This is a genomic window from Microcoleus sp. T3_B1, assembly GCF_036700445.1.
Taxonomy (GTDB): Bacteria; Cyanobacteriota; Cyanobacteriia; order Cyanobacteriales; family Microcoleaceae; genus Microcoleus.
The window spans coordinates 1-22,536 of sequence record NZ_JAUBOX010000103.1; the positions used below are offsets into that span (position 1 = coordinate 1).

18 protein-coding genes and 1 other RNA gene are annotated in these 22,536 nt (G+C 43.3%); 14 read left to right on the forward strand and 5 right to left on the reverse strand.

The annotated features are described in order from the left end of the window. Window positions 1–127 precede the first annotated feature (127 nt). Window positions 128–460: a DUF565 domain-containing protein gene (locus QT990_RS31995; protein WP_333466211.1), complete on the reverse strand. Its 333-nt coding sequence runs from the start codon at window positions 458–460 to the stop codon at window positions 128–130. A 355-nt stretch (window positions 461–815) separates the two neighbouring features. Here QT990_RS31995 and QT990_RS32000 point away from each other — a divergent pair, with 355 nt between their 5' ends. Next, window positions 816–1,394, forward strand: coding sequence for a hypothetical protein (locus tag QT990_RS32000; RefSeq protein ID WP_333466212.1), 579 nt, complete (start codon window positions 816–818; stop codon window positions 1,392–1,394). Window positions 1,395–1,465: 71 nt separating this feature from the next. Here the strand turns inward: QT990_RS32000 and QT990_RS32005 are convergent, their stop codons facing one another. Beyond that, window positions 1,466–1,696 carry a hypothetical protein gene (locus QT990_RS32005; protein WP_333104650.1) on the reverse strand — a complete coding sequence of 77 codons (231 nt, stop codon included), beginning with the start codon at window positions 1,694–1,696 and terminating at the stop codon, window positions 1,466–1,468. A gap of 106 nt (window positions 1,697–1,802) precedes the next feature. Between QT990_RS32005 and QT990_RS32010 the strand changes: the two genes are divergently transcribed. From QT990_RS32010 to nuoK, 13 genes are all read left to right on the forward strand, one after another. After that, the gene (locus QT990_RS32010) at window positions 1,803–3,836 is read left to right on the forward strand and encodes an ArnT family glycosyltransferase (protein ID WP_445305466.1); all 2,034 of its coding nucleotides are present in this window, start codon (window positions 1,803–1,805) and stop codon (window positions 3,834–3,836) included. A 46-nt stretch (window positions 3,837–3,882) separates the two neighbouring features. Then, the gene (locus tag QT990_RS32015; protein WP_333143671.1) at window positions 3,883–4,533 is read left to right on the forward strand and encodes a hypothetical protein; all 651 of its coding nucleotides are present in this window, start codon (window positions 3,883–3,885) and stop codon (window positions 4,531–4,533) included. A 175-nt stretch (window positions 4,534–4,708) separates the two neighbouring features. Beyond that, a complete protein-coding gene (locus tag QT990_RS32020) occupies window positions 4,709–5,668 on the forward strand; it encodes a nucleotidyl transferase AbiEii/AbiGii toxin family protein (RefSeq protein ID WP_333143672.1) in 960 nt (319 codons plus the stop codon). 141 nt (window positions 5,669–5,809) lie between these two features. After that, window positions 5,810–6,046, forward strand: coding sequence for a type II toxin-antitoxin system Phd/YefM family antitoxin (locus QT990_RS32025; protein WP_333143673.1), 237 nt, complete (start codon window positions 5,810–5,812; stop codon window positions 6,044–6,046). Window positions 6,047–6,210: 164 nt separating this feature from the next. Continuing rightward, a complete protein-coding gene (locus QT990_RS32030; RefSeq protein WP_333466214.1) occupies window positions 6,211–10,164 on the forward strand; it encodes a DEAD/DEAH box helicase family protein in 3,954 nt (1,317 codons plus the stop codon). Window position 10,165: 1 nt separating this feature from the next. Continuing rightward, window positions 10,166–12,493, forward strand: a complete 2,328-nt coding sequence (locus QT990_RS32035; RefSeq protein WP_333143675.1) for a hypothetical protein — start codon at window positions 10,166–10,168, stop codon at window positions 12,491–12,493. A 17-nt stretch (window positions 12,494–12,510) separates the two neighbouring features. Beyond that, entirely contained in the window at window positions 12,511–12,675 is a 165-nt protein-coding gene (locus QT990_RS32040) for a hypothetical protein (RefSeq protein ID WP_333143676.1), read from the forward strand. 55 nt (window positions 12,676–12,730) lie between these two features. Continuing rightward, window positions 12,731–14,491: a serine/threonine-protein kinase gene (locus tag QT990_RS32045; RefSeq protein ID WP_333466215.1), complete on the forward strand. Its 1,761-nt coding sequence runs from the start codon at window positions 12,731–12,733 to the stop codon at window positions 14,489–14,491. Window positions 14,492–14,851: 360 nt separating this feature from the next. Next, window positions 14,852–15,242: a transfer-messenger RNA gene (ssrA, locus tag QT990_RS32050) on the forward strand. A gap of 505 nt (window positions 15,243–15,747) precedes the next feature. Continuing rightward, window positions 15,748–16,866, forward strand: a complete 1,119-nt coding sequence (gene nuoH, locus QT990_RS32055; protein ID WP_333143678.1) for an NADH-quinone oxidoreductase subunit NuoH — start codon at window positions 15,748–15,750, stop codon at window positions 16,864–16,866. A gap of 102 nt (window positions 16,867–16,968) precedes the next feature. Next, window positions 16,969–17,544 (forward strand): NAD(P)H-quinone oxidoreductase subunit I, encoded by a 576-nt coding sequence (ndhI, locus tag QT990_RS32060; RefSeq protein ID WP_333123438.1) that lies wholly within the window; start codon window positions 16,969–16,971, stop codon window positions 17,542–17,544. Between the two features lie 302 nt (window positions 17,545–17,846). Further along, entirely contained in the window at window positions 17,847–18,470 is a 624-nt protein-coding gene (locus tag QT990_RS32065; RefSeq protein ID WP_333143679.1) for an NADH-quinone oxidoreductase subunit J, read from the forward strand. Window positions 18,471–18,663: 193 nt separating this feature from the next. After that, a complete protein-coding gene (nuoK, locus tag QT990_RS32070) occupies window positions 18,664–18,969 on the forward strand; it encodes an NADH-quinone oxidoreductase subunit NuoK (RefSeq protein ID WP_333107704.1) in 306 nt (101 codons plus the stop codon). A gap of 105 nt (window positions 18,970–19,074) precedes the next feature. Here the strand turns inward: nuoK and folB are convergent, their stop codons facing one another. The 3 genes from folB to QT990_RS32085 all read right to left on the reverse strand — a co-directional run. Next, window positions 19,075–19,431 (reverse strand): dihydroneopterin aldolase, encoded by a 357-nt coding sequence (gene folB / locus QT990_RS32075; protein WP_333107691.1) that lies wholly within the window; start codon window positions 19,429–19,431, stop codon window positions 19,075–19,077. A gap of 156 nt (window positions 19,432–19,587) precedes the next feature. Beyond that, window positions 19,588–20,955: a serine/threonine-protein kinase gene (locus QT990_RS32080; protein ID WP_333143680.1), complete on the reverse strand. Its 1,368-nt coding sequence runs from the start codon at window positions 20,953–20,955 to the stop codon at window positions 19,588–19,590. 396 nt (window positions 20,956–21,351) lie between these two features. Further along, a partial coding sequence (locus QT990_RS32085) for a glutamate-5-semialdehyde dehydrogenase (protein ID WP_333310618.1) occupies window positions 21,352–22,536 on the reverse strand: 1,185 nt, incomplete at its 5' end.

Consider the following 22,536-nt stretch of genomic DNA (forward strand, 5'->3'; position numbering starts at 1 on the left):
AAACTCATAAGAAAAATTGGTCTGAGTTACAAAAGTGGCGGGGGAACTCCGTCACTCAAAAAAGCATGAGAAAAAAAGGAAAAAGAAGCCTGCGGTCTAACTGTACTCAGTTGACCGTCAGGTTCGTTCACGAGCCTAGTTTGAAAGCCTCCACAAATAAATTGTAAGTCACGCCAATTTTCAGAGCATTGAGCATATCCACCCAAAAAGAACGGGCTACAGGCCGCGGGCTGCCGTAAACCAGCCAGCTCGCGAACTCCGTCAACAACACCAACAGCCCGGCCGCGATAATATCCCAATCCGCAGATTGTCCGGCGATCGTCGAAATAGCTGTTCCCAAAAAAGTGCCGAACAGCAGGCTAATTATCAGAAGCGAAATCCGCCGCCAAGGATTGCTCAGCCAGCCTCTGAAGCGATCGCCCAGAACATCAATCAATCTGTTAATTCGGGTATTCTGCATAAAAGTTATACAATTTGAGATTTGAGATTTGAGAGGCGGAATTACTGATGAATATTGGGGTTGGGAGTACGGGCCTAGAGTGGCACTCTTTTTTTCAACTGGTTTTAAAAGCTATACCGATAAGTCAACAACGGCCCCTCCCCACCCACTGCAAATCCTTACCGGAGTCAGTATGTCGCTATCTAAAATCTAAAATTTAACATCTAAGATGGTATTGAGCGATCGGCGACTTATCGCCGAGAACGGTCAATAAATTTAAGTGTAACTGTATCTTGTGGCACAGCAGCCCCTGGTTTTACATTAAAAATAGTTAAGACTCATTGCCGGTGCAGTCTATCCTTTAAGCCTAAAATTTATGAATCTTAAAATTTACCAGATTGTAATTGGAGTGTCGATCGTCCTAATTACAGGAATGTTTCTAGGACGTTTTGAAATCACTATCTCCAACGGTTCCAATCAGTCCAGCGATTGGCCCTCACAAGCCACCGCATATCCCCCCACACCCCCCGTTTCCCCAGTCGCGACAGCTTCTGCAGACACCGCCAGCGAGCCCAAACCCGACTCAACACCAACCCCCCCACAGTCAGAGGAGGAATTGCTTTCCTCAATCCCTGTAGATGCTAAAGCCGCCGGCAGTCTGCGCGTCAGCAACCGCAGCGAACACCCAGTGCGAGTGGCCCTGCTGTCGAAACGGCAAGCCAAGGAATCCTACGGCAAACCCGCGCACTGGGATTTTGCGCCGGGGGAAGGTGGCGACAAGGGACTGATGCTATCGCTGCCGGAGGGCAAGTTACAAGTCAAACGGGGAGACATTTTAGTGGTTTTTGCTCAGGATGGTTCTCGCCACTACTGGGGGCCTTACGTCGCCGGGGAGACACCCTCGCCCGCTTGGAACGGCACAGCCAGAGAGTGGCAATTAATTTTGCAGCCGTGAACACTTAGCTGCAGGTGCCGAGATTTTGGTCGAGAAAGCCGGTCGATCCGGTCTTGTTGAGAATGGTGCGGCTATGGGAGGTTAAACTCACATAGCCACACCATTCTCAAGAACAGGCAAGATGCCTGTTCCACAAAGAGTGAATTTTCTTGGGGGGAGTAGGGGTTGGGCAGGAGAGCCCGCCCATGAAATGCTTGTTGAGAATGGTGCAACATCTCAGTTGAACTGATATCTTGCACCATTCTCAAGAACAGGCAAGATGCCTGTTCCACAAAATATAAATTTTCTTGTGGAACAGGCATCTTGCCTGTTCATAAAAGCCTTGTTGAGAATGGTGTAACATCTGAGTTTAACCGGATTCGATCGAATTGGGAGTTTCGAGAATGCGAATCTTTCGGTAGACTCTCTATGCGAGCGAAAATTTTAAATCTAAAATCGCAGGAAGTTTGCGTGAAGGAAGTTATTAAAAGTTTGTCAGAGTTTAGGAAGCGCCCGTTAGCGTTAGCGAAGCGATCCGAAGGAAAGCCCGCCCCTACGGGGGCTACGCCAACGAAGAGGATCGCACCTTTGCTGCTATCGATTTTATGGCTGTGCGCGATCGCCTGGGTAGGTTTCTTGTGGAATCTCGGCAACATCGGTTTAGTTGACGAAACCGAACCGTTGTTTGCCGAAGCCGCCCGTCAAATGACGGTGACAGGAGATTGGATCACTCCTTATTTCAACGGCGAAACCAGGTTTGACAAGCCGCCGTTGATTTACTGGCTGATGGCGGTGGCTTACCGCACTCTGGGCGTTAACGAATGGGCCGTGCGTCTTCCCTCGGCCTTGTGCGCGATCGGTCTGACTTGCATGGGATTTTATACCCTATCGAAATCGAAGGAAGAAGGAAGAAGGAAGAAGGAAGAAGGGTACGACACGGATTTGGAGACGGATACACGGATGAATGTAACTGTCTTTCCTCCCTCACTCTCCCACTCTCCCACTCCCCCACTCTCCCCCTCTCCTAGTATTCCTATTTTTCTTTCTACTCCTTGGATTGGTGCTGCCCTAATAGCTTTAAATCCCCAAACTATTGCCTGGGGACGGACTGGCGTTTCCGATATGCTATTAGTTAGTTGTATGTGTTCCGCACTATTCGCATTTTTTCTCGGTTACACTCTAGAAGAACAGAGAGAAAAAGCAGAATTTTCCACTGTTTCCGCTTCCCGATTTCCCAATAAGTGGTATCTGACTTTTTACGTACTAATTGCCTTAGCAATTCTGGCTAAGGGGCCTGTGGGAATTGTCTTGCCAGCGCTGATTGTTGGCTGCTTCGGGCTTTATTTGGGAAATTTTCGGCAACTTTGGCGCGAAATGCGTCCGGTGTCGGGAATCTTGATTATTCTGGCGATCGCCTTGCCTTGGTACATTTTGGTTATTTTAGCCAACGGTCAAACTTATATTGACAGCTTTTTTGGCTATCACAATTTCCAGCGTTTTACTGGAGTAGTCAACAAGCACTCGGCGCCTTGGTATTTTTACTTTTTTGTAGTGCTAGTGGGTTTTGCACCTTGGTCGATTTATTTGCCGGTGGCGATCGCCCGCACCCGTTTTTGGCAGCGCAGTTACTGGCGTCGTCAACCGCGATCGGCTCAGTTGAGTTTATTTGCCCTATTTTGGTTCGGCTGCATCTTTGGCTTTTTTACGATCGCCGTGACCAAATTGCCTAGTTATGTATTGCCTTTAATCCCCGCCGCTGCGATTTTGGTAACGCTGCTGTGGAGCGATATTATTGCAGGCAACGAACCAGAAAACAGGCGGACAAAGTTAGAAAAAAAACCTAATTCTTTACCGCGAGGGCTGTTAGTTACATACATTTTCAATGTCGTATTTTTATTAATTATAGCCGGAGCAACTTTCTACTGCTACAACTGGCTCGGAGACGACCCGGCTATGCCCAATTTTCCCCAAGCAATTCAGCAGTCGGGATTGCTGATTGTAGGCGGTACGATTTGGATAACTGCGGCGGTGGCGATCGCACTTTTACTTTGGCAGCGGCAACAGCGCTGGATTTTGGTTGCTAACTTCATCGGGTTAGTAGCATTTATCATCTTTGGTCTTACTCCCGCCTACAATTTGGTCGATATCAACCGCCAGTTACCTCTGAGACACTTAGCACAGGTGGCAGTTCAACAAAAACTGCCAGGGGAAGAGTTTATTATGGTTGGTTTCTGGAAACCCAGTCTGGTTTTTTATACCCAAGGGCCGGTGACTTACTACGGACGTGTCAGAGGGGCGATCGACTACATTAAGGAATCTAAAAACCCAATTTCTCCCTCTGTTTTGGTACTGGGATATCCCGACAAATTTGAGGAATTAGGATTGCAGCCAAATCAATATCAATTGTTGGACAGTCGGGGCGCTTACCAACTCGCAAGGGTTCCGAGAACAGCGTTTCGATAGTGCATTATACTGCGACTCCGGTGAGCCGACCTATTAGGAAGAATTCATGGAATTCACTGGAAAATTTGAAACTCACATTACCGTTGGCCTCAAGGACTTGGACAGAGTAGAGGCGCTTGAACAATGGGGCATTAATCATGGTCTAAAACTTCTCCATATAGTTCTAGACCGTGGGGTTACTGTATCTCAACTAATGTTGACGCGGCATGGGCAAGGTAGCCTGACAAACGAGTTAAAGACGGCATTTGATTCAAGCCAATCTCTAAATGCTGAAGGCTTCACGGTGACACGCATCAAAATTGAGGTGCCACAGTGGAATCAGAGTGTTCCGCAGTCTAATGCCGAAGCACTAAACCATCCATGCGATCGCTATTTTGAGCATCATATCAAACTGTTGCTTGAACCTTCTGCTGATATTCTGCCTCTGATTGACATTGCCGAAAGACATTCTGCTCATCTCTCTCGTAATCTCTTCCAGACTCGGAGTGACCAATATCACGAGCGATTTGTCACTCAGCGTTGTATCTCCGTGGGTCGTGTTGAAGCTCAACAACAACTTCAAACTCTCTTAAAAGCGATCGCTACTTTGAGATATTTAGCAATCGATGTCGAAGCAGAATTTGTTGTCTATGATAGTAATCTTGACCTTGACGCAGGTTGGATTCAAGGGAAAGAATCACCAATTTTACACGGATAATTATCAAGCACAATATAAAATCAGAGGATAGCCCGAATAATAGGTAAATAATCACCAATTTCACAGGCTTAATAATTATTAAGCACAATATAAAATTCGCTGATAGGATGTATAATAGGGAAAAATTCACCAATTTCACATGAATAACTATCAAGCATAATATAAAGGAGGATTAATGAAATACGATCCGAAGACATACATCATTGTTTCAGAACAAGGTCAGGAAATTGAACGCCCAACAGTTTTCGAGCCGGCACTAATTCCCCAAAAGCATCTTCGGGGAGCATTTCGTCTGGGAGAGCCAATATTTCAAGATCCAGAGATTAGAACTCAATGGCTGAATATGCGTCGGCAAGTGATGGATTATCTGCTGCAAATTATTAGTTGTTCAATCTGGAAAGATCACCTTGTCTTACGAGGTAGTTTATTACTGAAAGCATGGTTAGGAGATGTGGCGAGAGAACCCGGTGATATAGACTGGGTTTTTAGACCTCACGATATTAGCGTCAATTCCCCTTTATCTAGAGAATTGTTCAATGGATTAATTCAGATAGTTTCAGATAATCCTCATGTAGGTAATGCGATTATTGACGTTGACAAAATCTCCATAACAGAGATTTGGACTTATGAACGTGCATCAGGTAGGCGGATTATTTTTCCTTGGAAAGCAGAGGGTTTTCCTTCAGGAGATTTGCATATGGATGTGGTTTTTAATGAAGAACTATTGTGCGATCCAATTGAGGTCTATATCCCTTCGTCAATTGGTGAAAATAGGTTAGTGTGGGCAGCTTCTAAAGAACTGTCATTGGCATGGAAATTGCTGTGGTTAGAAACCGATATGTATCCACAAGGCAAAGATTTGTATGATGCAACACTCTTAGCGGAGCAAACTTCATTGTCCTTTGACATTCTTTATCAAGTGCTTCATTCAAGTGAAGATTGGAAGAATCAGGCTGCATGGAAACCCAACTTTTCTTGGAAATCTGGATTTCCTTGGGCAGAATCACAGTGTTCAGTATATCTAGATTGGGACAACTTTAAGCTAGAGTATCCTGGGGTTGAAGGTGAGGCAAAGGATTGGCAAGCTCGGCTTTCACTAGCCTTAGCACCGACAGTTGCCAACCTTGAGGATTGAACCTGTAGATAACTGGTTATAGAATCAAGGAATTAGATAGATATCATAGAAGTCTGAAAGGGAACGATCGCTCATAATTAAGGGAGTGTCTACAACCACCCAATTTCATCTAGAAAAGCCTATTTAGACGAGTGGAAGATTATGATTCCAATCAATGAAGCCCAAAAGCAGTTGTCGCAGTCGATCGCTCCCAGGAGTCAGTCGCATCAACCGATCGCGATCGCAGGACAAACTAGCAATGCAGTGTTATTATCTGAATCTGACTCCGCATCTGTTGAGGAAACACTGTATCTTCTCTCAGTGCCGGGAATGCGGGAATCAATTCGGGAAGGAATGGCAACGTCGATCGAGGAGTGCGATCGCTCTTTGGAGTGGTGAATGGGAATCTGGTATACACCAAACAGGCACAGAAAGATGCTAAAAAACTGGTGTATAGCAATTTACGAGACAAAGCACAAGAGTTCAGGCGCTACTATGGGTATCAGTCAAAGAAAAGACTATCCCACGATATGTATTTACTCTAGATAAGGTGATAACACATAATGCAAAAGCAAACAGACGATCTTAATCAGCAGTTAGAATCAGTTCGTTGCAAAATTATTAATTCCTACCTTACAACTATTGAAGATAGCTTTCTCGAAAACCGTCCCCAACTAAAACTTATCAATTATGGTACGGGTTCAGGAAAAACTCACCAATTGTTTCAAGCGATTTATAAAACCATACAAGAATATCCAAAAAATCAAATAATCGGTATATATGTTGCCCCCTTGAGAGAACACTTATGTGTTCCCACTTCAGTTGAGAGCCAATACCCAGATATTCCCGTGTATAAAATAAATTCGTTAGCAATGAAAACGACGGATGAGTATATCAAATTATACAAGGAATTGATATCTTTAATTCTCAACAACAAAAAGATTGGGAAGATCGATCGAAAAGTATGTACTGATGAAAAGCTTCAGGCAAATAGACGAAACCTTGAGAAAGTAAAAGATGTGATTAAACGCCTTGAATATGTAAAAAACACAGGTTTGGGAGATGAGGATTTTAATAAATCTGAGACTGATAAAGCAATATGGGAACTGAATTATTTAATTGAAAGCTTTTTAGAATTTTTTATCCAATGTGAATTAGATAAAAGTAATTGTCCTGCTGAATGTTTAAAGTTAATTGAAATATTTTTTCCCCTCCACCTTCTGCAAAACAAATCGGGAATTTTGATGCTCACGTATGATAAATTTGAAACGCTTATTCCGTACTTTATCCACAACGGTACAAAATGGGTCAAGAAAAGCAGTCATCTCGATCGATATGTTATTCAGCATACAGATAACTCCAGAAAGTTTATCCTTGCCTTGGACGAGCAGGAAGATGGCTATCAAATTATGCTACAGAAGAAGATTGATATCATCTCTCCTGAAAAACTGGCAATCAATAATGCGCTGTCATCTATCAATAGAGAATTTTCGATGCTGTTTTCAACTCAAAACAATGAAAACAGAGATTTTTTAAATTTTGTAGATAAGAATAAGGGAGCTTTTTACGAATTTCAAGAACACTTGGAAAAAGACAAAGCTCTAGAAGAAAAATTGCAAAAATTCGCCCGCACATATCAAAGACTGACTGTTGAGGAGGGAAACTCTATCAATTTTTTACAACAGATAGTAGGAATTAAAAATGGGCTTGACGAATCACTGAAAGAAATTTTGGAAATTTTCGATAATCATGATGAACCAAATCACATTATATTTAATTTTGAAAGGTTATCCAGAGTTGTTTCAAAATTCGAGAATAATAGAAGTTTATTGATTCCTCAAAAGCTTTACAATAAAATCTGTGATGATTTAATGAACATTTTTGCATACAACAACCTATACATCTACAACCTCGAACCCCTGCAAGAATTGTTTTTAACCAAACCTTCTGGCGGGCACGTCCAAATCACAGAGGAAAAAGTGGCAGATAATACTTCTGTAGCAGAGTTAATTTATGCCATTCTAGCTGTTCGATCGCAAATCAAAACCATCAAAGATTTTCTAGCTAACGTCTTAGATGCTGAAGATTCTCAATCCCGTTCTTTAGAAATTTGGTCGAAACAAATAGCTAAAGTCCAAAAGGCAAGTGAAGAAAGCCCCTCGCAAAATCAACTGCTAAAATACTTAAATACTACTTATGTCTATGAAAGTTATAAGTCTATCATAAATATCAAAGAAATTTCTCGTTATCAAAATCCTAAAAATAATCTTATCGATCGCGCTCTTAGAGAAGTTTCTATTGGTAGTACGGCTATATTGACTTCGCCTGAATTCAAGATAAATTCCATGTTATGCAATAATAGTAATGTGATTTTTATGATTTCAGCAACAGGAGGAATTTTAGGAGATTTAAGCACGAGCTATGATATGCAGTATTTCAAAGATAAATTGCGTAATGCTAGTGAATCCGGTGAAAGTTCCTTTAAGGAAATGAGCGAGGAAGAAGTATCGCTTTGCGAAAACATCAGAGAGAGTCGTGAGGCGAAGCGACAGATTGCAGTAAAGTTTTTCGGTGAGGATTTATTGTCTTTCCCAAATAACGAAACTCAAAAAGTTGTGGAACGATTTGAAGAAACTATTTTAAAAAGTTTTATCGACGATCTCAAACAGGATGGGAATTGGCTGGGAATTTACAAAATCCAAGAACTTCAAAAGTTTATTCGTTTCTTGTTTTACCTGTTTGAGGATGACTCAATTCAAGAAACAATTGCTTTTACTCAAACTCTACGCTGGATTAAAAAGTTAATTCAACATTGCGAGCAACGCAATCAGGCTAACTTTATATTTGAGGTGTCACCTGAGCATCCAAACATATATTATATGGAAGTGAGGCATCAGAAATATCAGAGTAATATTAAGATTAAAATAATTTTGTATGAGGCCTCATTCAACAGTCTTTACTGCGACAAAAAAGTTCCTCACACGTATTTGGATGAGCTGGTTGAAAAAGAAGGGGAGAAAATCTTCTTTATATCGGCTTATCAATCAGCTTCCAAAGGATTGAATCCTATCATCAAAAACCCTAACGGCGATGAAAAAGATTTCGACTCTTTAGTTTTGTTAATGGACAGTTACTATACAGTAATGGGCCCATCGCTTAACAAATCAAAAGATTCGGGATTATCTATTACGCTTTACCATTTTGCCTTAATGAAAAGTATTGTAAATTTGGGAGAGTCTAATCTTGAAATCAAAGATTTCAACCAATACCTCAGTCAACCCGAAGCTGGAGAATTTCGACAGCAGCAACACCAGATTTTATTAGGGAAACAAGTTTTGCAAGCGCTCGGCCGATCTGAGAGACGCGATTTTCCCAACCAAGTGGTAAAAATATTTGTTAATGAAGAAACCAGAAAAAATTTAGTGAATTTTTACAGATACCTGGAACGAGAAGAAAAAGAGGAAATTCAGAAATTTTCCGTTAACAACCACAAAGTCTACTTAAGCGTTCGAGAAGAAGAAAAAAAACGAGCAATTAAGGATTATGACGATCATGTTATTGATGAGATTGATGCCACTCTGGCTTTCCAAGCGTTTAGAAGACAAATGTTGGAGGAAATCGAGCGCTTTCATCTTAATAAACATACTTTTGATATTGCACAAACGTGGGATGCGTTGCGCGACCCAATTGTTTTCAAAGACCCAGCCAAGTATCTGGAAAAGTTGCGAGATTCAGGGCTATTTACTGATGATTTTATTAAATCATTATTCTATCACCACCCAGAACAAGTTGAATTTACGCCATATTTAGCTTCCGACGAAGAAAGCGGTAAAAAAATCCAGATTATCAGTGATAGCATCAATGGGGAAAAAATCTATCCTTACCAGAAGCGGTTATATCCTGAATATCTAAAAATCACCGAGCGAGGCTATGACTTAGAAAGTAATGAAATTGGCTCGCTAGATCCTTCGACTGATTTAATCTACAAACTGTACAACAAGTTGATGCCACAACCTGAAGTTTTTAATAGTTATATTCCGCGTCCGCATTTCTTTTACGATGTGTTGTCTCCTTCACTGGCTGAAAATTTTGTGAAACGCTGGATTCAAGATGTAATTTTCCAAGGTAAAGACTGGAAAGACATAAAATCCAGCTATCGTTTTGAGCCATTGCAAGATTTCAAAAAGTATCGTAAGCTATACGAGCGGTTTGATTTGTACTATGTCAAGGAGAATACGCTATTTTGTATTGATGTTAAAGCTTGGAGCCTGGCTTCGGGAAATCGCCTGTCCAAAAAGACCCTGGATAAAACCGAAAACAAGCTGAAGGAAATTGTTTCAGACTATCCAGAATTTAGCACCGCGAGAGGGTTACTTCTTAACTTGCACGCCGCCCAAGAAAAAAATCAACAATACTCACCCATGCTATTTTCGGGAAATTTGATTTTCTTTGACGAGCGCAATTGTCCAGTACAATCCAATATCCTCAAAGAGTTTTTCTTCCCCAAGGAGAAATAAAATGAAAAATAAAATAGCAGCATTATCAGATATATCGCGAACCAACCAACTAAAAATCTTAGAAACTCCACAACAAGTTGCCGAAAAACTGTTTCAGTATCTATTTAAAAGCGGACAAGGGATAGAACATTTTATTCTTAAAGATCCGATTGCTGAAGATAAAGATTCTGAGAATGAGGAGTCACGGGCTAGGTTTTATAAAAAACGGCATAAAGACATTAAAAATGAAATCAAAAAAAGGCTGGCTGAACATGGGGAAAAACGGGAAAATTCAGACATTCAATACTTCCTATCCTATACTGGTGGCCGAAAATATGTGTTCTTTTTATCCCCTAATAAAAATCATTCGGGATGGCAAAAATTATTTACAGACAATTCTAGCGATCGAGAAAGAATTTTTAACCTCATTTTCAAGTTTTATATTCTGTCTCAAGGCTTATTTGTTGAAACAATAAATGGTTTTGAAGAATTATTGTTACTTCATTCCACGACGCTCAGCAAATCGAAAGACGCTCTTTTTGTATGGGGACAGAATTTGTTAATCAAATACAATCCCCATAATGTACTAACAGTAACATTGTCTCGAAAAAACCGAAAGTTCTTATTACAAAAAGATCGCAAAGATTACAAGACTGTAGATGGTGATAATTTAGGAGAGTTGTTGGTATACAAAAATAAGAATTACTACTTTGACCGCGATCTAGATGCTCGCAGCAAAAATTATATTTATTTTATGCAATTTGATAGCGATCCCAAAAAATATGACAAGTTCAAAAAGACTCAGCTTTATCATTACCAAAACCTCATGACAAAATTTGAGGGTTTTTTAAGTGAGTGCAATATTGCTTTCCAGTCTCTTCATTTTCAGGCTGACCACTACTTAGAAAACCATTTCATCAAAGACATAGGATCTGTAGGAACGTTAGAAATTATTAACAATACAGGGGTCGATTTAGCTGAATCTGACCAACAAGTTCTGCAACATTTTCTGAAACATCAAGGCGTATCTACTCTCGCATTTTACAATGATGGAAAAACAGTTAGTACCTATGAAGAAGTAGAATCTGATGGTGAGGACGAGATTTGCTGGAGAATTACGGAATCTATTAAATGGTCAGATATTCAACTCGAACCGGAAAAAAACTATTTGGTTTTCAATAAACTTTTGGAGGAAGAATCGGGTTCAATGGCTTACCAGAGAAAAGACGCTCTCTGGTGTCCATCACCAACAATAGATAGTGAATCGCAAGTAGATTTTTATTCACAGTTAAAGAAAAGATTTAACTATTTGGAGACAGGAAACTTTTTTAGCACACAGGGGATAGATATACCAGAATTTACTGCTGTGGGAGATGAGCAATCTGATTGGGCGCTTCTTAATTATACAGAGCGTAAAATCGATCGAGCTAGTCTCCACAAGGAGACGAAAGCTTTTACCGAGGGTGATTTTTTGGATGTAGAGGGTTCTATTTTTGCTTATCTAATAGGGCAAGAAGATAGCAAACAATGGGAAAGTTTCTGCGCTAAATACAAGATAAATATTTCCCCAAAATTTCAGAAAGTTTTGATTGAGTTGGGAATTAAGAACTGGATATCCCAGAGTCTTACAAATCCGAACTTGGGCTTGCGTATTACTAATCAATCATTTCCGGAAAAACAATTTTTTAGTATTTATGTACGCAGCCCTAAAAACAAGGAAGCTAAAGCGGTTGCGGTAGAATTTCTGTATCAAGATGGTTGCATATACATAAAAAATTTAATGCGCGATTTGAAACAAATAGAATCTAAATTTCGCTTTTTAAGAAGGAGAAAAAATAGTTCAGAAAAATTAATTAACGATCAAAAATATTTTGTAGATGAATCAGAGGCTCTGTATATTAGTTGTTATACAAATGATTTTTATACGCCAACCTTAATTGGACGGATGGGTATTATTGAAGATGTCGAAAGCGGAGAGCTAACAATCAACCGAACAATTCAAGGTGAAAATAGTAGTAGATTATTACCTTTGATATCCTATTACAACAGCGAGATTCAACCTATTAACAAAATCCAAAATATGATATGCTTGGATTTGAAGAACGAAACATTTATTCAGTATTATGTTCCTCCAGCACAAAGTATCGGAAAATTGATTAAGAAAGGCTTTAGAGTCTATCATTTGATTGGGAATAGATATTCAGGAGAGTCAATTGCCAGCTCTGAACTGATCGAGCATCCCATCACAGCTTTACATTTTAGTACGCTAACTCAAAATGTTTTAAAACTCGGTGAAAACAGTCAATTATCCCTGTTACAAAAAGTAGTAAAGGAATTAATGGGAAATTGAAAAAAGGATGAATTTGAATGCTGCTTTCAGAAAACATCCAGATATTTCAGCGATCCCAGAAGAGCATCGGATACACTCACACCTGGTCTGAGGCGGGAGACAAGTATCAACGTCAGCTAGAAGCCAACCTGCTACTTAGAGCCTATCGAGGATTGCGATCGCCCTTTAGACTGGTAACTTAGCCGACCATACGTGCCATAATCAGCCATATTATCTGGTACGCGATCGCCTGAACCTATGGATGCGCTAATCGGCAAAACTTTACAGGGTGGAAAGTACACCCTCGAACAAGAATTGGGCCGCGGCGGCTTTGGAATAACTTTCAGGGCAAATCACCGCTATTTAGGACAGCCTGTAGTCATAAAAACGCTCAACGAATCTCTGCGGCAGCAACCCAATTTTGCTGAGTTCGATCGCAAGTTTCAAGACGAAGCGAGGCGGTTGGCTTCCTGCGTCCATCCCAATATTGTCCGCGTCAGCGATTTCTTTGTGGAAGACGGGCAGCCTTACATGGTGATGGACTACATCGCCGGTCAGAATTTGGCAGATGTAGTCGGTTCAAATAATCCGCTGCCAGAAAATCTCGCAATTCTCTACATCACTCAAATTGGGGCTGCTTTGAAAGCAGTTCATCAAAAGGGTTTGCTGCACCGAGATGTCAAGCCGCAAAACATTCTTTTGCGCCAAGGTACTCAGGAAGTCGTGCTGATTGATTTTGGCATTGCCCGCGAGTTTACTCCCGGTGCAACCCAAAGTCACACTAATATGGTGTCCGACGGCTACGCGCCCCCAGAACAGTATTTTGCCCAAGGAAAATATACCCCCGCCACAGATGTTTACGGTATGGCGGCGACGCTTTACACTTTACTAACAGCACAGGTGCCGGTGGCTGCAATTTTGCGTACCAGCCAACCGATGCCTTCTCCCCGCGACTTGCAGCCTCAACTAAGTGCGGCTGTCAGTTCGGCGGTGATGCGGGGGATGACGGTAGAAGCTCAAAATCGCCCTGCTAGCGTCGATGAGTGGCTGTCGCTGCTGCACGGGCAGGGGGGTGCAGCGTCGCCGAGCACCGGGCCGACAGTGGCGGTGATTCCGGGACACGGGCCTCAGTCGCCTGCGGGTTCCAGAACAGCGCCTGCGGTGGTGTCTTCTGGGGAAGGCAACCGCAAGGTTTGGTGGATTTTGGGGCTCGTGGCGATCGCACTTATTGTGGCAGGTTTTGTCGGTATTGCTAGGGTTTTCCTCAACCGGCCGTCTTCGGAACCCGCACCGGTGGCCCAGGACGATCGCACTTCGGCCCCAGCAGATCCAGACGCGCGCTCAAGCCCCACACCAATCCCCGCGCCCACACCAACGCCAGCACCGACTCCCAGAGAAACTCCGCCACCTGCTGCTGAAACTCCGCCGCCTGCTGCTGAAACTCCAGCGCCTGCTGCTGAAACTCCAACACCCGCCCCAGCACCAACACCAGCGCCTTCTCCCGAAGCTGTCGAACCTACACCAACAGAAAAACTTGTTGACAAAGAGTTGCCGCCAGATCGATCGCCCGCACCCAGCCCCGAACAACCGGGAACCAGTTATCAGAAGACTCCCACAATCCCTGGATTTGCCGTTGGTACGCCGGAAAGTCAGATTTTATCCCAATTGGGAGAACCGACTGACTCTCAAGCGCGGGGCTATTGGCCAAATACTCGCACCGCACTTTACGAAATATTGCCAAATCGGATTACTCTCGGCTACATTTACGATCGCGATTCGGGCCAGCTAGTACAAACAGAGGGTTCTTTTGCCCAGTCTGTGGACGCTTTGGTAGTGCGAACCGCCTTAAACGGGATGGTGGGCGGCGCCAGCAGGGAGATTTTGCAAGGCTTGGGCGACGTGCAGCAGCGCCGGAGTAATCGGTTTACGTTTAGGAAGGGTTCGCTGGAAGGGACGATCGAACGCAATGAGCGCGATCGGATTTACATCGGCGTCTGGGAGGAGAACTTGCATAATTAGCAATTACGCACGGGTGGTCAGAAACCGGGTTTTTTTGCAAGATACTTCGTTACAGCCCGCATTAACCGCAAAAAACCCGGTTTCTTTAATCCCCAATCGAAAATCTAAAATCCCAAATCTAAAATCGACTTGACCACTGTCAATAAACCTTTCAATGGCGGGTTCTGCGGCTCACCCCCAAAAAAACTGGAACTCTTGTGGAACAGGCATCTTGCCTGTTCAAGAAAATGGTGGAAGATGTAAATATTCTTGACTCAGCTTTGTGCCCAAATCCCAAATCTAAAATCTAAAATCTAAAATCTAAAATCTAAAATCGCTTGACGCAACACGAAATATTGTCTATGATTAAAGAACACACGAGGGGCTGTAATGGTTTCGACAGGGTGGCGAAAGCTGCTCCGTGATGCAGGTCGAGAGGGAGTCTACTCTCGTTAATATCGGCTCAAAAAAAATAGTAAATGCGAACAACATCGTTCCTTTCGCTCGCAAAGCCGTAGCTGTAGCCTAAAAACTTCTTGAGCTTGGTTTAGAGTGTATGCCACCTAACTCCGTTAAAGGTAGCATAACAACCCCCAACGGATGCCCTAGCTAAACGTTTCTAGTCGGCTAGCTAGGAAAGCAATCACTAGAAAATCCTCCCATTTAGGATAAAGATGGTTCCCGCCCCGAGGATTAGAGGGGATAAACCTGTGAACGATCGGAAGGTAAATACCCGCTTTGGACGGCAGTTCGATTCTGCCCAGTTCCATAAAAAAAGTGACGTAAAATCAATGGTTTAAGCCATTTGAAAGTTACTTTAAAGCATTAAAAGGGCTCAGAGTTAACTCTGGGCCCTTTTGTTTTGGCTATATCTCGCTTATAGCTGAGTCTAGATCCCCCTAAATACCCCTTAAAAAGGGGAGTAGGGGTTGACTTTGAGTTCTCTTGTCCGCCCCTCTTATTAATGGGGCTAGGGGAGAGCGATGTTTGAGACAGGAGAGTGCGTAAGTCTAGATTGATTGCTGACTCAAAATCGATCGACCAATCAACAGTCAACCGTCAACCGTGAACAGCCAACCATAAATTACCATCCATTAGCTACGCTGCCGGCTCATATAATTAGAACTTCACCCTGTGTGTGCGTTCTTGGAGCCTGTCGGGCGATATACTATTAGGCGGTAAAGCATTAAAAATCTTTACAAAGACCCCGATTTCTAAGCCTACTCCTACAAAGGACGGGTGAAAAATTATATGCTGAGCGCTCAAAAGCTGGAAAAATGAACCCAGGAATTGACTTACAAGGAAGTTTTGTAGAAGCCCTGATGAATTTGGGCTTACCGGCGGACATCGCCCAAGTGCTTTGGCTACCGCTGCCAATGTTGCTGATGATTGTCGCTGCCGTCTTCGGGGTACTGACTAGCGTCTGGCTAGAACGGAAAATTTCCGCCGCCGCTCAACAGCGGGTAGGCCCGGAATTCATCGGCCCTCTGGGAGTGCTAGCACCCGTTGCTGATGGTCTGAAGTTGGTATTCAAAGAAGACATCGTACCCGCAAAAGCTGACGCGCTGCTATTTACCCTAGGCCCGGTAATTGTGGTGATTCCAGTTTTTCTGTCTTACTTAATCGTGCCATTCGGAGAGCATATGCTGATCGCCGATATGGGGACAGCAATATTTCTGTGGATTGCTCTGTCTAGCATTCAGCCGATCGGCTTGCTGATGTCCGGCTATGCTTCTAACAACAAATACGCCCTCCTCGGAGGACTCAGAGCCGCCGCTCAATCCCTCAGCTACGAAATTCCCCTAGCTTTGGCAGTATTGGCAGTTGTAATGATGTCCAACAGCCTCAGTACGATCGACATCGTACAGCAGCAAGCCGGCTACGGCATTGTCGGCTGGAATATCTGGCGGCAACCAGCAGGTTTCCTGATTTTCTGGATCGCAGCACTAGCAGAATGCGAACGGTTGCCCTTTGACCTCCCGGAAGCAGAAGAAGAATTGGTAGCAGGATATCAGACTGAGTACACAGGCATGAAATTTGCTTTGTACTATATCGCTTCCTACGTTAACCTCGTCCTTTCTTGCCTGCTAGTAGCAGTTTTGTACCTCGGCGGCTGGGAATGCCCGATTCCTGTCGGAGTGCTGACAAATGCCCTGGGATTGAGCGAGACGACTCCTTGGTTGCAGGTAATTACAGGCTTGCTGGGCATTACAATGACGATGCTGAAAGCTTACTTTTTCCTGTTTCTGGCAGTTCTGCTCCGCTGGACTCTGCCGCGAGTTCGGATCGACCAATTGCTAGATTTGGGATGGAAGTTTTTGCTGCCCGTTGCTTTAGTTAATTTGCTATTGACCGCAGCTTTGAAGCTTGCCTTTCCTTTTGCTTTTGGCGGTTAATTCGTAATAGGTAAATGGCAACAGCTAAAAAAAATAGCTGTTAAGCAATTACCTATTATCAATTAGCAATTACCAAAAACTCAAGTACAGAGAGAGAACACCATGCTAAAATTCCTCAATCAAGTAGGCGAATACGCCAAAGAGACTCTTCAAGCTGCTAAGTATATCGGTCAAGGGCTATCTGTTACCTTTGACCACATGAGACGCCGACCGATTACGGTGCAGTATCCTTACGAAAAATTAATTCCTTCCGAACGTTTTCGGGGCAGAATTCACTTTGAATTTGACAAGTGCATCTCCTGCGAAGTCTGTGTTCGGGTGTGTCCGATCAATTTGCCTGTGGTGGATTGGGAATTTAACAAAGAAACTAAGAAGAAACAACTCAAGCACTACAGTATCGATTTCGGTGTTTGTATCTTCTGTGGCAACTGCGTAGAATATTGTCCGACTAATTGTTTGTCGATGACAGAAGAGTATGAGTTAGCCACCTACGAACGTCATGAATTGAATTTTGACAACGTGGCCCTCGGACGTTTGCCCTACAAGGTTACAGACGATCCGATGGTGACACCGCTGCGCGAATTCGCTTATTTGCCGAAAGGTGCGATCGACCCCCATGAAGTTTCCTACACCGATCGCCGCGCCGGTCTGCGTCCAGAGGAAATTATCGAAAAGTAGGTAATGGGGCATGGGGCATGGGGCATGGGGCATGGGGCATGGGGCATGGGGCATGGGGCATGGGGCATGGGGCATGGGGCATAGTTAGTAGTTAGTAGTTAGTGGTTAGTGGTTAGTGGTTACTTGTTAGTAGTTTTTCAAATAACCAACAACCAACAACCAATAACCAACAACCAATAACCAATAACCAATAACCAATAACCAATAACCAATAACCAATAACCAATAACCAATAACAAATGCCCAATGCCCAATACCCAATGCCCAATTACCAATTAGCAACTAACAAAGGATAAAAAATTGTGAATCTAGCTGAAGGGGTTCAAATTGTTTCGTTTGGCATACTGTCCGTAATGATGATTGCAGGAGCACTAGGAGTAGTGCTGTTCTCCAACATCGTTTACTCAGCCTTTTTGCTGTGCGGCGTATTTACCAGCATTGCCGGCTTGTACCTGTTGCTGAATGCCGACTTTGTAGCAGCAGCGCAGGTGTTGATTTATGTTGGCGCTGTTAACGTCTTGATTTTGTTTGCGATTATGTTGGTGAACAAGCGCGAAGATTTCCGCATAATTCCCAACGCTTGGGTGCGTCAAGTAGCAACAGCAGTAGTTTGCGTAGGCTTGTTTGCACTATTGGGTACGATGGTGGTGTCTACTCCTTGGGCTATTGTGGCGACGACAGGAGCACCAGCCGAAAGTTCGATCGTTACAATCGCCAAACATTTCTTCACCGACTTTTTGCTGCCTTTCGAGTTAGCATCAGTGTTTTTGTTGATGGCAATGGTAGGAGCAATTGTCCTAGCACGCCGCGATTTTTTCCCGGATGAACTGTCAAAGAAGCTATCGGAAACACCCGCTTTGAGTTTGCCGGAAAGACCTCGCGAATTAGTTTCTGCCGGAGATGTGTCTTCGCCAGAATCTAAGTAAAAGTAGTGAGTCTAAATGATTCGTACAATTAAGGTAGGGGCTATTGCCCCGTGGTTGCCCAGATCGGAGGTAGGTACGGAGCACTAACCCTACTGTATGAATGATTTAGACACGCTACAGTAGGGTGTTCACAGCACCTATCTCTCTGTCTTGTAGTAATGTTGATTGAGAAAGACTCAAAAAATTTATGCAACTGCAACTCCAGTATTTCCTGTTATTAGGCGCCGCACTTTTCTGTATTGGTATTTACGGTTTGATTACCAGCAGAAATGCAGTGCGCGTGTTGATGTCGATCGAGTTGATGCTGAATGCTGTCAATCTCAATTTGATGGGTTTCTCCAATTATCTCGACCCCGTACAAATTAAAGGTCAAGTATTTACGGTGTTTGTAGTTACCGTAGCCGCTGCTGAGGCTGCCGTAGGTTTGGCAATTGTTTTGGCGATTTATCGCAACCGCAATACCGTAGACATGGAAGAATTTAACTTGCTGAAGTGGTAATTAATCAATAGTCATCAGTCATCAGTCATCAGTCATTAGCGACAAACTAAGGCAGATTAAAGACTGATGACTAAGGACTAAGGACTAAGGACTAAGAACTAATGACTAATGACTTCTAGTAATTTCTAGAGTAATTCTGCCACCGAAATCAGGGATGGGGGCAGCAGGTTTCGAGAGTTGTAGTTTAACTTTCTCGACTAACGGTAGTTGTAAAAGCGCTTGAGCAATAGTATCTGCTAGGCGTTCGATTAATAAAAACTTCGAGTCTTTGACTAGGTTTTGAATCAGAGTAATTGCGCTGCGGTAATCAAGAGTATGTTGAATATCATCACTTTTTCCAGCTTGCGATAAATCCAGCCAGAGAGTAACATCCACTTCAAACCACTGGCCCAAAACTTGCTCTTCCGGCAGATAGCCCGTATATCCGTAGCAGCGAATTCCTGTAAGTTGAATAGAATCCATTTTGCAATAAACTAAAAGTGCGTTGCCTATACCAACTTGTATTAAACCAGATAAAGTTATCTGTCTCTTCCCTCTCTTTCCTTGCCCCCTCTTCCTCTTCCCTCTGCGCCCTCTGCGCCCTCTGCGGTTCAATCACTCTTTATTCTATCTTAAATTTCACAACTCTCCTCCTTTCTCCAACTTGTCCAATAAATCCTCAGCAACTTCATACCATTTCCGCCTAATTTCAGCATCTTCTGGCTTTTCTGTCAAGCTGCGCCCTTGTAATTCTGGATATTTATTGTAATATAATTCATCAACTTTTTGATAGAATATATCTTGCTCAATGTTGAGATTTTTGCGTCGTTTCCCAATCTTTTCTTGACGAATTATCTCTGCTTCCTCTAAGGATGTATCGGGAGGCGGTTGGCGCGAAGAAAATTTAGGTAAATCCGGCAACTTTGGCAACGTGAAACCCGATTTGACTACACTAAAAGCTAAAAGTCCTGGCACCAAAACGACAGTTAAACTCCCTAGGGTTTTCCAAGGAATTAACTTGAATGTGCTGTTGTTATTAACAATTTGAGGAGTTTGGTGAACAGGAGTATGATTGCTGGTAGCAGTTTGAGTGCTATTTTTGAACGGGCGGCCAACAAAGTTCATTGTCACCATTTGGGAAATTATACTGCCAATGTGAGATAGTTTTGGATCTTTGAGTGCTTCGCGGACTGCTTTTGCAGATTGGTAGCGATCGCCCGGTTGTTCTGCTAACATCCGATCCAATACCGTGGCTAAATTTGAGCTGACACTGACGTGCGATCGCCAATTCCAAGTTTTGCCGTTAATATCGTACAATTTTTGAGGCTTTTTCCCACTTAGCAAGACTAAAGCCGTGACGGCTAAAGCGTACAAATCGCTAGCGGCAGAAACTTTACCCAGCCGCATTTGTTCGGCTGGCGAATAACCCTGTTTGCCGATCGCCGTATCCGATTGTCCGTTAAACTGAAGTACGGCATTAGCTGCAATTTGTTTGACGGAACCGAAATCAATTAAAAATGGTAGTTTGTCAGCATCATGCTGAATAATATTATCCGGGGAAATATCGCGGTGAATTAAATTTTTAGAGTGGATGTATTCTAAAACGGGTAAAAGCTGAAATAGCAGTTGAGTAACTTCGGCTTCGCTAAAATTTTTACCTTCTTGCTGACGCGATATCAATATTTCTTCGTAGGTTTGACCTTTGATATAATCTTGGACTAAAAATAAAGATGGATTCCCGCCCAAATCCGTTCGCAGGAGCTCTCGAAAACGGGGGATTTGCGGGTGTTGGAGGTGGTAAAGCATACTCGCTTCGCGATCGAACAATTCGGCAGCTTTCGGGCTGTGAACCACCGGAGAAAACTCTTTGAGCACGCAATGTTCGTTGTAGCGGTTGATATCTTCGGCGAGGTAAGTGCGCCCGAAGCCACCTCGGCCCAATTCGCGGAGGATGCGGTAGCGTTTTTCGAGAGTTGAACCAGGGGTGAGGAGGGAGGAGTTAGACATAAACCACGGCAAATTGTTCGAGTTGGGGAGTCGCCGAGCACAGTATAGCTCATTGTAGCTAAGTTTGTTTGAATGCGAGGGAAGGAAGGGCGATCGCTTTTTTTTGGGATGGATGAAGGAGAATGGACACTTTACTTAAGATTCAATATCTACAGGATATCGTAGGGGCGGGTTTTACCAACCATCAATGTTAGAAACCAAAAATATAATAAACCCGCCCCCACCCAACGACACATCCAAATCTACATTTTTGGCATTCGATCGAACATCAGGTTAATCTGGATTATCTGCTGTGTGGGGCGGGTTTATATAAATTGTTCGTGAACATCAAATATTGTTGGTAAAACCCGCCCCTACAGGCTTTTTTATTGTCGGGTTTGATCGGCTATGGAGGATTTACAAATCTCGATGTGTAAATTCCTTAGCATCTTTCCCTACATAACTCGCGGCAACATGACCATCTCCAACAACTCGATACTTATAGGTAATCAAGCCCTCTAAACCAACAGGCCCGCGAGGCGGCATTTGCTGCGTGCTAATCCCCACTTCTGCACCGAAACCGTAGCGGAAACCGTCGGCAAATCGAGTCGAACAATTGTGATAAACTCCGGCCGCATCGACTCCATTTAAAAATGTTTCGGCTGCTTCGCTGTCTTCGGTAACAATGACATCTGTATGTCTGGAACCATATGTATTGATATGGTTAATTGCCTCTTCCACAGAATCTACTATTTTGATTGACAAAATTAAATCGCTGTATTCTGTAGACCAATCCGCTTCATTTGCTTCGGCAATATTTTCGAGGATGGCGCGAGTTTTTTCGTCTCCCCGCAATTCGACTTTTTTATGCTGCAAAGCTGCGGCGACAGCGGGCAGGAATTTGGGGGCGATCGCACTATGAACTAACAAAGTTTCAATGGCATTGCAGGCGGCTGGATACTGAGTTTTTGCATCGACCGAAATCTCTACTGCTTTCTGAATATCCGCCGCTTTGTCTGCGTACAAATGACAAATGCCGTCGGCGTGTCCCAACACGGGAATTCTGGTATTTTCCTGCACGAACCGCACGAAGGAATTAGAACCTCTGGGAATAATCAAATCTACATATTCATCCATTTTCAGCAGTTCGATTGTTTCTTCCCGCGTGGTTAGCAACTGCACGACTTCTGGATTAACCGCTGTTTCTGCTAATGCTTGATGGATCACTTTGGTCAAGATTTCGCAGGAACCAACAGCTTCTTTGCCGCCTTTAAGAATGACGCCATTTCCCGATTTGATTGCCAAGGATACTATCTGAATTAAAGCTTCTGGGCGCGCTTCAAAAATAATGCCTAAAACGCCCAAAGGACAGGTGACGCGCTTCAGAATTAATCCTGTATCCAATTCACGGTGAATTTGCACGACACCGATCGGCTCAGGGAGTTTCGCAACGTCGCGCACGCCTGCGATCGCACTTTTCAACTTGCTGTCATCCAACTTTAGGCGATCGTACAGCGGTTTCGCAATTCCATCCGCGCTTGCCGCCTTGCAGTCAGCCGAATTCGCTGCCAAAATATCCGGCGCAGCAGCTTCTAAAGCTTT